Raw genomic sequence first — 12,296 nt, 5'->3', positions numbered from 1 at the left:
ATGTCCTTTGGATGTACCGTGCGTGTGGGTCTGTGCGCTTGTCAGGCGTTGGTGCCGTTGGCGGACGCATCAGCGTTCGCAGCGGCGAGGAGTTCCGGGGGCAGCAGCAGCGGGATGCCGTCTTCGATCCCGTAGCGAAGCTTTTCACCATCCGCGGCGGCTTCCGTGGACACAAGCTCCTCGCCTTCCTGGACCAGCGGTGAGCCTGTCACGGGACAGCGCAATATGGACAACAGCTCAGGACTGACCTTAGGCATGGATGATGCTCCCTGGGTGGCGCGGGCATGGCGCCGATGGCGGATTGATCTGCAGGTTCCAGACTACCGCGCAGGAGGTGGGCACATGCAGCGGGCAACTTTTTGCGACCGGAAGAGCACTCCGCGCAGGATCAGGAGGGTTCCCGGAGGACCCTGAGGTGACCGCGCCGGGCACCTTCCAGCGGCGCGGGCGCCTCGACGGGCTTGCGGTGGGAACGGCTTTGCGGCTCCTCAACGGCTGCTGACGCAGCTTCCCTGACGGCGTTCGCCAATGCCAGGAGATCGTCCGGGCCCGGTTCGGGCGGAGTTGCGGGCATGGCCAGCCGCAGGACTTCCCAGCCCCGTGGGACTGTCAGGGTTTCGGCGTGTTGCGCGCAGAGGTCGTATGCGTGGGGTTCGGCGTACGTGGCCAGCGGGCCGAGCACGGCGGTGGACTCTGCGTACACGTACGTCAAAGTGGCTACCGCGGATTGGCGGCAGGCGGATCTTGAACACTGGCGAATAGCACCCACAACATCCCAGATTAGCGGTACTTGGCCCTGCCGCCCTGCATTGACGGCCCGAGCCACGGCCGGATAGGGGCCAAAGGGCGATGTACGGCGCGTTCTGGCACGTGATGTCGCGCTGGCGGTACACCGGGACTAAAGTCGATACATGCAGTCACAGCCACATGTTCCCGGTTTCACCATCCGGTTGGCTGACGCCGAAGGCGGTCAGGAGCAAGAAGGCGCCCCCAAGGCGACCCGCGGATTCCGGCGCCGGAGGCGGAACCGCCACGGTCGCGGACTGCGCGGCGAACTTATGCTCCCCAACCTGCCGGGATTCCGCTCACGCTCCGAGCGTTTTGATGACATGGTGCTCGATTCCGCCGAGCGCCTCCAGGACATGTGGGGAAAACAGCTTGATGGAGTGCTGTTCGCCGTGGACGAGATTCCGCCGAACCTCGAGCAGCTTGTAGCCGAGGGAACTGCTGCACCCATGGGTTCCTGCACTCCCGGCGGTCGGGGTGAGGCTCCGATGGTTACCGTGTACCGCCGGGTGGTGGAACAGACTGCGACCGGCCGCGAGGAACTGCAGGACCTCGTCCATGACGTGGTGGTCGAGTACACGGCGGAGATGCTGGGGGTTCCGCCTGAGACCTTGGACCCCGTCTATCGCCGTCGCTACCAATAGCGGCGGCCGCGCCGCCTAATAGCCCACCGTAACCGGTACTTTTTCGAGTCCGGCGGCAGCGTCCTGGACTGCAAGGACCGAGACGTCGGGGCGATCCTGCTTTCCCAGCAGCAGTGCACCGTACACCGGGTCGCCGGATGCGGAAACCACATAGCCCGCCACCGAGGCGTCCCCGGACTTTGCCGGCAACTCGATGAGCGAGGTGGTTCCGCCGGACATGTCCACGTCCACAGCCTTGCCCACTTTTCCGTCGGCCGTAAGGGGTGCGTAGCTTACGGTTGCGCGTCCTTCGGGAACACCAAAGCTGAAGAAGCGCTGGCCGTCGCGGGGTACCGCCACCAGGTGCTGGCTGCCAAGCCGGGCCGACGACGGCGACCAGGCGAAATCTGTTGGCGAGTCCGCCTTGGCTCCGCGGGCAATCCGCGTGGACGCGACAAAGGAAACATCCGAGCTGGCGGTGACGGTATAGCTGCCGGAGGGAACGCCGTCGAGCTTCAACGTCGCTACCGTGCCGCCCTTGACGGTGACCACTCCCCCGTTGGGAATCTGCCGTTCTCCGTTGGCCCCGTACAGCTTCACTTGGACCACCGCGTCAGCGGAGCCGGGCACAGCGATCTGAAGGGCAGGTACGGCGTCGTCAAAGCCGGACTTGCCGCCAAGCGCCTGGACTGCCGCCGCGTCCTGAATATCGACGCCGGCCATCACCTGAAGGTTCGACGGCGCGGCTCCTGCCGAAAGGAATTCGACGCCGCCCGGCACCAAGCCCCGCAGGACGCTTTGCTGAATGGTGCCCGCAACGGGTCCCCCGGTGCTGCGAACGTGGACTGCCAGCTCAGCCTCGTTGGGCGCCAAGCCGGCCAGGTTCACCGATCGCGTGGTGCCGGGGGCGATCAGCAGCCCGCGGGCGCCCGGCGCCTGGATCTGTCCGTGGCTACCGAACAGGTCCAGGTTCACCGTTGCCGGCGTTTCCGAGGCGTTGCTGAGATTCAGCACTGCGGTTCGGCCCAGAGCTGTATTGGCGCCGAGCAGCCACGCGTCGTTCCCGGGTTGCTGGCATTGAGCTGCCGCGAGGCCACGCAGGTCGCCGTCCGTGGCCGAATAGCTGAGGTTGGCTGCCAACGACGCTTTTTCGTTGCCTATGGGATCAGCCCCCACCACGGCGGGCGAGCCGACAGGACTTACGGAAGCAGCCGCCGCCGCGAGTACCGGTGGACCGGGTGTGGGTGAGGGGGTACTGGTGGGGGCCTTCGCGATTTCAGCGATGCTGCCACCGCCAAGGGCTGTGATAGCGCTGCCCGGGACGGTACCTGCCGGGTTGCTGAGGACAACTGCATTCAGCGCGCTCGTGGCTGTCTTGGACACGGGGCTGAACGCGGCGTCGGTACCCACCTCGGTGCCGGCTACCAGGCGCGCAGGTTCAGGGCACACGCCCAGCGAACGGCCGGCCGGCACGTCGGCCTGCCTGGCCTCAAGGCTGGTAGCGCCGGAAGGGCCCGGAAGCATGGTGGATGCCGCTACGGCGCCACCACCGGCGGCAAGGATCACCACGGCCGAGAGAACGCCTGTGACGATCCCTCTGTTGGAGGCGCGCCGACTCCCCCCGCGTGCGCTTGCCGAGGAGGAGCCATCCTTTGCGGGTTTGTGCGCCTTCGCGTTGCCCGCGGTTTCGCCGCCCTTTTCCTTGTGGTCGTCAGACACTGCTGTACTCCTTACGGAGGGACACTTCGTCCCTCGACATGCCGGTGCGCGAGCGTCGTGCTGGTACGGGGACGGCCAGCAGGACCGTCAATCCGAACACCAGGGCCTGGACCACTGCCAGCCATGGCGCCCAGGCGTTGCTGTACCGGATCTCAAGGGTTCCTCCGCCGGCGGGAAGTTCGAAGGCCTGGGCCCAGCCGAACGTGGTGGGCTTCAATTGACGGCCGTCAAGCCAAGCGGTCCAGCCCGCATCTGCACGTTCCGCCAGGACGGCCTTGCGGCCTTCGTCACCTGCCGGCACATTCGTGTCGACCGCGACGTCTTCGGACGGAAGGGTTGCCTTCACGGCACCCTTTGAATCGACGATGCGCAGGCGGTACGCCGTGTCCGCTACAGCCGCGTCACGCGGTGTAACGCGCCACAACCAGCCGGCGTCGGTCTGTCCCACCGCAACCAGCCCGGGAACCGCGTCGATCCTGCTGGCCGTGAGTTGGGCTGAACTGTCCGCGGCTTTAAGGACCACGAAGCCAGCCCCCAACTGCTCGAGATCGGCGCGCGGATCCACCCCAGTGCTTGCGACGATCGTCGCGACAGCCCTGCGCAGGGATGCAGTGGCCGCGTCATCGGTCACGATCTCTTCGCGGCCCGGCGCTCCGGTAATCGACCTCGCCGAGGCGATGGTGGACAGGCTGTCCAGCGTTGTTCCCGCGCCCCGCATCAGGGAGGAGGTAAACACGCCCTGCTCACCGCTGGTGATTACCAGTGTCCGGGTGCGTTCAGGCCCCACGCCACGGTCGACGGCGGTCGCCGGCAAGGTGTCGGACTCGACCGGACGTACCAAGCGGACCGGGCCGAGGGAGCCTGATGACTGTGCCGGCGTCGACGTTTCCGCAGTTTCGGAAGATGGCTGGAGGACATTCTGCGCAACCCAGAGGCCCATACCGGCGAGCGGGCCCGCCAACAGGAGGACGAGAGTGATCCCCGACGCTACGCTTCGCAGCGGGAACTTCCTGCGCGGTTTGTCGGCGGCAAGGCGTGGCGCCGCAAAAAGCCTGTCTGCGCCGACCATCGCAGCACCAAGCAACAACAGCCCCGCAGCCGATACGGCCGGCCCTGTGAAGGGTCCCACCAGGACGTCGTTGTTGGTACCCGTGGCTACATGGCCAACGAGCCAGTTACTGGCCAGGATGGCCAGTGCTACCACCCAGAAAACGCGGGCCAGCGACGTGCGCTTGCCGGGCAGGAACAACGCCACAACGGCAAGCACCAGGACAGGCACGGCAACCACGAGGGCAACGAGCAGCGCCCAGGGAACGGCGCCCGGCCCGAATGGAGGCAGCCCGGTGAGGCCGCCTCCCGCTGTGAACTCCAGGGGCTGGCCCAGCAATTGCTGCCAAAGCGGCGCCGCATCAAATGCCACCGGCACTCCCGGATCGGCAAGAAGGGACCTCGGGCGGTCCATGACCGAGACGGCGTAGGGGATAAAAAGGGCCGCGCTTGGCAGGAGGGACCACCACAGGGTTTTCCCCCGGCGGCCAAGGATCACGGCAGCCAGCACGATCGCCACCGCCATGGGGGCAAGGAGGGAAGGAGCGGACGCAGTGATCGCGGCCAAGGCGAGGGCCGCCGCTGCTGCGGCTGTCCACGACGGGGTGCCGTTGGTGCCAGGCTTTCCGCGCACCGGCGCAGGCCGCCGCGTGAGCGCGGCTCCACCGGCGGTGTTGCCGTTGCCTGGATTGCCTTTATTGCCCTTATTGCCCAGGGCAGATCCCGAAGCCCGGATCAAGGCAAGGAGCAGGAGCGGCATCAGGACATGCGCCACCAACGCGCCGAGCCTGCCTTGGTTCATGGCCACGAGCAGCGCCGGAGCACCGGCCCAGGCAAGGGCTGCCACCATCCGGAATCGCCGACGCTTGGTCAGGGCTCCCGCAGCAAACCACGCACCCGTTGCGGACAACGGCATCGCAAGCACCAGGAGCCAGCCGATGGCCGCGTTGGCGTCACCCCAGCCGAAAAGCGAAATAATCCACAAGACATAGCCGAAAGGGTCGCCATGGCCGGGCAGTCCGGCACCCAGGGCGATCCACCACGTCGAAGCATTATCCCAAATGGCACCCGGCGATCCGGAGACTGGCAGGAGCCCACCGCCCGCTACTGTTCCGGTGCGCAGGATACCCAGCAGGCCCACCAGCGCTGCCCCGAGGGCGATCAAGGCGGCGGCGACGGCTCCGGTACCAACCCATCCGCGCTCGTTGGTAGCAAGCGCGGTGAAATCGTCGGTAGCGTCGCCGCTCGGTTCGGGGGCCAGAAGGTCCGAAACTTCCCCAGGATCGTCTCCCGGACGGATTGCCTCAAGAAGGGAACGCCGGTGCGCCCGGACTTCCCTGGACGACTTCTGTAGGCCCCGAACCACGCTTCTGTGCAGGCGACGCGTTCTGGCCGCCTGCTTCCGTCCACGTGCCACGGCCATGGGGCGGAAGAGCGCGGCAAGGGTGGAGGTGAACTGGGAGAATCCGTAGCCGGGTTCCTTGACCAGGATGCTGAGGACCAGGCGGAAGAGGGAGCCAATGAACGCCCCGACTGCCTGGAGGGGAACTTTCCACCATGGCGTGTGCTTAAGGCGCATGTGGATCTGGGCCTTGCGGGCGGCTGCTGAGGTACCCAGGCCGTGCGGCCGGTGCTCAACATGGAACATCCGTGCACTCGGCACCACCACCACGCGGTTTCCGGCAAGCCAGTTGCGCCAGCCAAAATCGACGTCGTCGCCGCTCCCGGGAAGCGCGGGATCGAAGCCGCCCAGCTGTTCCCAAATGTCACGTCGTACCAGCATGCCTGCCGAGTTCACCGCCAGGGTGTCGGACCGGGCGTCGTACTGCCCTTGGTCAACCTCGTCCGCATCAATCAAGGTGAGCCGCTCGGCCCACCGGCTCGTGGAAAGGCCAACGTCAACCAGATGCCGCTCATCATCCCAGCCCAACTGCTTGCATCCGGCCACGGTGACCGAGGTGGTCCGCTCCACGGCATGGAGCAATTCCGCCAGGGCGTCCGGAGCCGGCGCCGCGTCGTCATGCAGGAGCCAGATCCATTCCACGGAGTCCTGGTCCCTCGCGGCAGTGCCGGGAACCAACTCGCGGAGGCCAGCCTCCACCGCGGCACCAAAACCGGGGCGGGACTGGTGGTACTCAATGACGTTGGATGCACCAAGGGCGTCGCGGAGCAGAGCCGCGGAGTTGTCCTTGGAACCTGTATCAATGCCAATGGCGGCATCTGCCGGACGGGTCTGTTCCGACAATGCCGCCAGGGTCCTGGGGAGATAGTTACCGCCGTCGTGGGCAACCACCACGGCGGTAACGCGTACTTCCTTAAGAATTAGACTGCCCGCTTCCTCAGCCGACGACGTTCACGCTCAGAGAGACCGCCCCAGATGCCGAAGCGCTCGTCATTTGCCAAGGCGTACTCAAGGCACTGGGAGCGCACGTTGCATGCACCGCAGACCTTCTTGGCGTCCCTGGTGGAACCGCCTTTCTCCGGGAAAAAGGCTTCGGGGTCCGTTTGCGCACACAGGGCGTCGGTCTGCCAGCCAAGTTCCCCTTCGTCGTCGAAGTCGGACTGGCCGGGAAGGCCGATCCACACCGGCTGCCCGGGGGTATCCTGCGGACGACGCAGCTCCATGGGAGGATCGTCGAGGTCCTCATCCGGAGCGCCGGGCAGATCGTCGAGCAGGGCTTCATGCGCTGCGAGGAGGGCGGTTGCCTGGTCCTCCAAAGACTGCTGCACGTTCTTGTTGTATCTTTCTGCCGCTTCCGGATCCGCCGGGTCCACATACCAGTCCCCCGGTACGTCCCGCGAACGGTATTTCACCGACGCATGTTCTGCGACGACTGCATCTTCCTGGATACGCAACGCTTGCCCCATGGCGTCCCTCCTGATTTTGCAGCTGCTGCGTGGATGTTTTCCGATGCCGGGGTCATTCCGGTCATCTGTGCAGCGGCGTTTGATTACTAATTACACGTGTGTAACTACCCGCCAGTCAAGCCGCGCCGGGATAATAATCAAGAATCTGTAGAAACGTGTGATGCGCCACGCCCAACGTTTCGGGGCATGCTTCAGGGCGCGACAGGCCGCAGCCATCGTCCATGCGGCACTTTGCATGAACATTGGCTGAATTTCCGCGGATTCCTGCTGGAACGCCGACGGCGACCGACTAATTACACAGTATGCTGTCAAATCCGCTGTGCCGCAATTCACAGACCCGATCGCGAGCCCGGGACAGCTCCCGCCCGGCGTGACAAGATTGGGCCATGAGCATCCCGGCACTGAACCTGATGACATCCCTGCGCTCCGGCCACTCCACCTCACCCCGGCTCACGTGGTACGGACCCGACTCCGAACGGGTGGAACTATCCGGGCGCGTGCTGGACAACTGGGTAGCCAAGACCAGCAACCTTCTGCAGGACGAACTCGATGCGGAGCCGGGGACCACCATCCGGCTGGACCTGCCGGCGCATTGGAAATCGGTGGTCTGGGCCTTGGCGGCTTGGCAGCTGGGCCTTGAGGTCGTCTTGGACGGCTCCAGCGCGGACCTCCTGGTGACGGACAAGCCCGACGACGGCGCCGGCGCCGGTTTCGAGGCCGTTATTGCGGTTCCGCTCGCGGCACTTGCCATGAGGTGGCCGGGAGAGCTGCCCGCGGGCGTGGTTGATTACGCGGCAGAAGTTCGCTCGCACGGCGATGTTTTCATGGCCCACACCGAAGCCGATGAAGGGCTTCCGGCGGTCAGGGGAACGTCGGCCTACCCACACGGGGAACTCGTGTCGGGTTTTGCGCAGCCCCAGGAACCCGGAGTCCGCCTGCTGGTCCGGGCGTCCGAGGGGCTCGAACCCGGCCTCGCGGCTGCACTGGGCGCGTGGGACCAGGACGGTTCAGTAGTGCTGGTTCACGGCGATGTGGAAGTGAATGAGCACCTGCTGGAAAACGAGCGCGTCAGCCGTTCTTGACGGAGGGCAGTTCGCCGGTTGGCGGTCCGGCGTGGCCAGCCTCGGCCACACCCGCCTTGGGACGGTGGTGAACCTCGATGAGTTCGTGGTCCTTGGAGTACGCCGGCTCGGCATCGAGTTCTTCGTTGAAGACCCAGAAGCGGTAGGCGAAGAACCGGAAGACAGTTCCCAGGATCAGGCCCACCACACTGCCCGCAATGAAAAGGGACGGCTTGTCATTGAGGTTGAGGATGTATTTGGCCACCCAGACACAGCCGGAAGCAATAAGGAGGCCCACCAGGTTCATGACGGCGAACAGGACCGCCTCGCGCACCACATTGGCCTGCTTACGGTGCCGGAACGTCCAGAACCTGTTCGCGACCCAGGAGAAGATACTGGCCACAATGGTGGCGATTGCCTTTGCCCACACTTCGCTGCCGTGCATCGGGCCCGAGAACAACCAGATGTAGACGGCCGAGTCGATGACGAACGCAACTCCGCCGACGGCGCCGAACTTGGCTACTTCGCGCCAGAAGAGCGACGCAAGTCCGCGGATGCGATCTGCAAGTGTGGTGATCATGACCCTCCAAGGCCGTTGAAAAGTGGGCCGATGGGCCTTGTCCATTTTAGCGCCGATTTCCAAGGGTTGGTGGGGAGCGGCCTGTGAGAACGCCGATACCCACATGGCCCAGGACACGCATGAGGCGGAAAAGACAGCATGAAGAGCCGCAGAATCAGTGATCCTGCCGCGTGTTCGGTAGGCTGAACCTTGTGACTTTTCCTGTTATTGGCGTTGTTGGCGGCGGCCAGCTCGCGCGCATGATGGCCCCGCCCGCTACTGCTTTGGGCTTTGAACTCCGTGTTTTGGCTGAAGGTGAGGACGTTTCGGCGGTGGCCGCCGTGGCCACCGCGCCCATTGGAGACTACAAAGACCTGGACACGCTCCTGGAGTTCTCCAAGGGTGTCGACGTCCTGACCTTCGACCACGAGCATGTTCCCACGGAGCACCTCCGCGCGCTCATCGATGCTGGTGTCAACGTGCAGCCGGGCCCCGATGCATTGGTCAACGCCCAGGACAAGCTCGTCATGCGAGCCGCCATCGACCGCTTGGGCCTGCCCAACCCCGAATGGTCCGCAGTCCATTCCGTAGAGGAACTCGTGGCTTTCGGCGACAAGATCGGCTGGCCGGTAGTCCTGAAGACACCGCGTGGCGGCTATGACGGCAAGGGTGTCCGCATCATCGATTCAGCTGCGGAAGCCGCTGACGCCGCGGAATGGTTTGAAACCATGAGCCCGCTCCTGGCAGAGGCCAAGGTGGAATTCAGCCGGGAACTCTCCGCGCTGGTGGCACGCACTCCCAGCGGCGAATCCCGCGCATGGCCCGTGGTCCACACCATCCAGGTGGACGGCGTTTGTGATGAAGTAATCGCTCCTGCCCAAAACATTCCGGTGGAGGTTGCCGCGGCCGCAGAGGAAGCAGCACTTCGAATCGCCAACGACCTCGGCGTCACCGGGGTCATGGCCGCCGAACTCTTCGAGACGCCCGGTGTTGGAGCAGGCTTCCTGGTCAACGAACTCGCGATGCGCCCGCACAACACAGGCCACTGGACCCAGGACGGCTGCGTCACCAGCCAGTTCGAACAGCATCTGCGGGCTGTGCTGGACCTCCCGTTGGGAGCCACGGACGCGCTGGCACCCGTCACCGTGATGAAGAACTTCCTCGGCGGCGAAAACCAGGACCTGTTTGCAGCCTTCCCCATGGCACTGGCATACGAGCCGGCCGCCAAAGTTCACAGTTACGGCAAATCGGTCCGCCCGGGCCGCAAGATCGGGCATGTAAACCTGGTGGGCGCATCCGCCGCAGACGTTGATTCAGTCCGCGAACGTGCCACGGCAGTAGCCAACACCATCCGTGACGGCCGCGTTCCGGCTCAAGCAACCACAGAGGAGACCCCATGACCGCCGAAAACACTGCTCCGCTTGTTGGGCTGGTCATGGGCTCGGACTCCGACTGGCCCGTCATGGAAGCTGCCGCAGACGCCTTGGCAGAGTTCGGCATCCCGTTCGAGGCAGACGTCGTGTCCGCACACCGGATGCCCACCGAGATGATCCGTTACGGCCAGACAGCGCACGAACGCGGCCTGCGCGTCATCATCGCGGGCGCCGGAGGCGCTGCCCACCTGCCGGGAATGCTGGCCTCCGTCACTCCCCTGCCCGTGATCGGCGTACCGGTGCCCCTGAAGACCCTGGACGGCATGGACTCGCTGCTTTCCATCGTGCAAATGCCGGCCGGCGTTCCGGTGGCCACGGTGTCCATTGCCGGCGCCCGCAACGCGGGACTCCTGGCGGTGCGGATGCTGGCGTCCGGAACCGACGAGCTCGCCGTCCGGCTCCGCGAAGACCTCCTCCGTTTCGCGCAGGAACTGAACGACGTCGCCACCAAGAAGGGCGAAAACCTGCGGCACAAGGTGGAACAAGTCTTTGCCCCTGCCGATGCTTCCGCACGGAGCACCCGCTAGGAAGGCAGCGGATGACCACCATGCACAACGGCACGGGTCAGCCAGGCGCCGGCCTGACTGACCCAGTCCGCTATCCGGCCGGTGCCAGCGCTCCGGTACGGACCAAACGCGCGTTCGTGCTGGTCCTCCTCACCCTCTTCGTCCCCGGCAGCGCACAGATCGTGGCTGGAGACCGCAAACTGGGCCGTATTGCCCTGCGGGTAACGCTCACCGTCTGGGTCCTGGCCATCCTGGCCCTGGTCCTCGCCCTGGTGGACCGCAGCCTGCTGATTACGCTCGTGACCCATCCTGTGGGTTCCCTGCTGATCATCGTGGTCCTTGCGGCCCTTGCCCTCGGCTGGGCTTTTCTGTTCCTCAATACGCTCCGGCTCATCCGACCCGTGCTCCTTGCTCCCGGAATGCGGCCCATCATCGCGGTTGTACTCGTGGCGGCAACCGTTCTGGCCAGCGGCTCGCTCGGTTACCTGGCGTACGTGCTGAATGTAAGCCGTAACGCCATCGGCAGCATCTTCGACGCCGGTCCGGCCATCGACCCCGTGGACGGGCGCTATAACTTCCTCATGATGGGTGGCGACGCCGGCGATGACCGGACAGGCCGCCGCCCGGACAGCCTCTCGGTCATCAGCGTGGACGCCAAGACGGGCGAAAGCGCCATCATCTCTGTCCCCCGCAACCTGCAGAACGCCCAGTTCAGCGAGGGTTCGCCCATGCGGAAGGTCTACCCTGACGGGTACAACTGTGGCGACGAATGCCTCATCAACGCCGTCAACACCGAGGTCACCAACAACTACAAGGACCTTTACCCCGGAGTTGCCGATCCCGGTGCCCAGGCAACCCTCGAGGCGGTGTCCGGCACGCTCGGCATCACTGTCCAGGCCTATGTGCTTGTGGACATGGACGGCTTCGCCAAGCTGATCGATGCCATGGGCGGCATCCGGGTCAAGGCCGGGGGTTGGGTTCCGATCAGTGGTCCCGTCACCGACGAGGCCCATGGAATCCACGGCATGCCTGACGGATGGATCCCGGCCGGAGACGTCCACCTCGATGGCTTCCACGCACTGTGGTATGGACGTTCCCGCGAATTCGTGGACGACTACGCCCGCATTGCCCGTCAGCAGTGCGTCCAGCAGGCCATGCTCAAGCAGCTGGATCCAGGGACGCTGCTGACCAAGTTCGAGGACATCGCCAATGCCGGGACCAAGGTGGTGGATTCGAACATTTCCTCCTCCCAGCTGGGCAGCTTCGTGGATCTCGCACTGAAATCCAAGAACCAACCGGTCAAGCGCCTGACCATCGGACCGCCGGACTTCGAAGCCTGGTTCTCGACCAGCCCCGACTTCGACACGATTCACACCCGGGTCCAGGAACTGCTGAGGTCCAACAGCGGTGCCAAAGCCGATGACACCTTCATTTCCCACACGGGATCAGCCGCGGGAACTGCGAGTGCGGCCGGACCGGTTGCCAAGCCTGCGGGGACCCAGGGCACCACCGGGCAGCAGCCCTCGCCGTCGTCGTCGGATTTCACGCCGGTGACCACCACCCCGGACGGTACGCCCATCACGGAGGAGTTGCTCAACGGCCTCAAAGCCCAAGGAGATGAGCAGGGAATCCGCGACCTCGTGGCCACCAACGGCCAGTGCGCACCGCTCTAGCCAGCCAAGCCCCACCCACAC

The 12,296-nt window shown here is 65.1% G+C and carries 11 protein-coding genes; 5 read left to right on the top strand and 6 right to left on the bottom strand.

Translation table 11 applies throughout. From position 1 onward, the window contains the following. Window positions 1-41: 41 nt before the first annotated feature. Entirely contained in the window at window positions 42-257 is a 216-nt protein-coding gene (locus tag ACIPY2_RS09520; protein WP_400266122.1) for a Trm112 family protein, read from the bottom strand. A 131-nt stretch (window positions 258-388) separates the two neighbouring features. Then, window positions 389-769, bottom strand: coding sequence for a DUF3499 domain-containing protein (locus ACIPY2_RS09515; RefSeq protein WP_400266121.1), 381 nt, complete (start codon window positions 767-769; stop codon window positions 389-391). A gap of 142 nt (window positions 770-911) precedes the next feature. Here ACIPY2_RS09515 and ACIPY2_RS09510 point away from each other — a divergent pair, with 142 nt between their 5' ends. Beyond that, window positions 912-1,430 (top strand): metallopeptidase family protein, encoded by a 519-nt coding sequence (locus ACIPY2_RS09510; RefSeq protein ID WP_400266120.1) that lies wholly within the window; start codon window positions 912-914, stop codon window positions 1,428-1,430. Between the two features lie 15 nt (window positions 1,431-1,445). Here ACIPY2_RS09510 and ACIPY2_RS09505 read toward each other — a convergent pair whose 3' ends face one another. From ACIPY2_RS09505 to ACIPY2_RS09495, 3 genes are read right to left on the bottom strand one after another with little or no spacing between them, the layout of a single operon-like run. Next, window positions 1,446-3,128, bottom strand: coding sequence for a DUF5719 family protein (locus ACIPY2_RS09505; protein WP_400266119.1), 1,683 nt, complete (start codon window positions 3,126-3,128; stop codon window positions 1,446-1,448). Continuing rightward, the gene (locus ACIPY2_RS09500; protein WP_400266226.1) at window positions 3,121-6,468 is read right to left on the bottom strand and encodes a glycosyltransferase family 2 protein; all 3,348 of its coding nucleotides are present in this window, start codon (window positions 6,466-6,468) and stop codon (window positions 3,121-3,123) included. The genes ACIPY2_RS09505 and ACIPY2_RS09500 overlap by 8 nt, the downstream gene beginning before the upstream one ends. Before the next feature lie 29 nt (window positions 6,469-6,497). Further along, window positions 6,498-7,043, bottom strand: coding sequence for a WhiB family transcriptional regulator (locus ACIPY2_RS09495; protein ID WP_400266118.1), 546 nt, complete (start codon window positions 7,041-7,043; stop codon window positions 6,498-6,500). A gap of 386 nt (window positions 7,044-7,429) precedes the next feature. Between ACIPY2_RS09495 and ACIPY2_RS09490 the strand changes: the two genes are divergently transcribed. Beyond that, entirely contained in the window at window positions 7,430-8,125 is a 696-nt protein-coding gene (locus ACIPY2_RS09490) for a TIGR03089 family protein (RefSeq protein ID WP_400266117.1), read from the top strand. Here the strand turns inward: ACIPY2_RS09490 and ACIPY2_RS09485 are convergent. Beyond that, entirely contained in the window at window positions 8,112-8,684 is a 573-nt protein-coding gene (locus ACIPY2_RS09485) for a GtrA family protein (RefSeq protein ID WP_400266116.1), read from the bottom strand. The two genes, ACIPY2_RS09490 and ACIPY2_RS09485, sit on opposite strands and share 14 nt — an antisense overlap. A 191-nt stretch (window positions 8,685-8,875) precedes the next feature. Between ACIPY2_RS09485 and ACIPY2_RS09480 the strand changes: the two genes are divergently transcribed. Genes ACIPY2_RS09480 through ACIPY2_RS09470 form a run of 3 tightly spaced genes read left to right on the top strand, consistent with a single transcriptional unit; the run spans window position 8,876 to window position 12,275 of the window. Then, window positions 8,876-10,063: a 5-(carboxyamino)imidazole ribonucleotide synthase gene (locus ACIPY2_RS09480; protein WP_400266115.1), complete on the top strand. Its 1,188-nt coding sequence runs from the start codon at window positions 8,876-8,878 to the stop codon at window positions 10,061-10,063. Beyond that, window positions 10,060-10,623, top strand: coding sequence for a 5-(carboxyamino)imidazole ribonucleotide mutase (purE, locus tag ACIPY2_RS09475; RefSeq protein ID WP_400266114.1), 564 nt, complete (start codon window positions 10,060-10,062; stop codon window positions 10,621-10,623). The genes ACIPY2_RS09480 and purE overlap by 4 nt, the downstream gene beginning before the upstream one ends. Before the next feature lie 11 nt (window positions 10,624-10,634). After that, window positions 10,635-12,275, top strand: a complete 1,641-nt coding sequence (locus ACIPY2_RS09470) for an LCP family protein (protein ID WP_400266113.1) — start codon at window positions 10,635-10,637, stop codon at window positions 12,273-12,275. Window positions 12,276-12,296: the final 21 nt, after the last annotated feature.

This window comes from Paenarthrobacter sp. NPDC089675 (assembly GCF_044749185.1).
Classification (GTDB): Bacteria; Actinomycetota; Actinomycetes; order Actinomycetales; family Micrococcaceae; genus Arthrobacter.
This window is presented reverse-complemented; position numbering and strand designations above follow the sequence as displayed.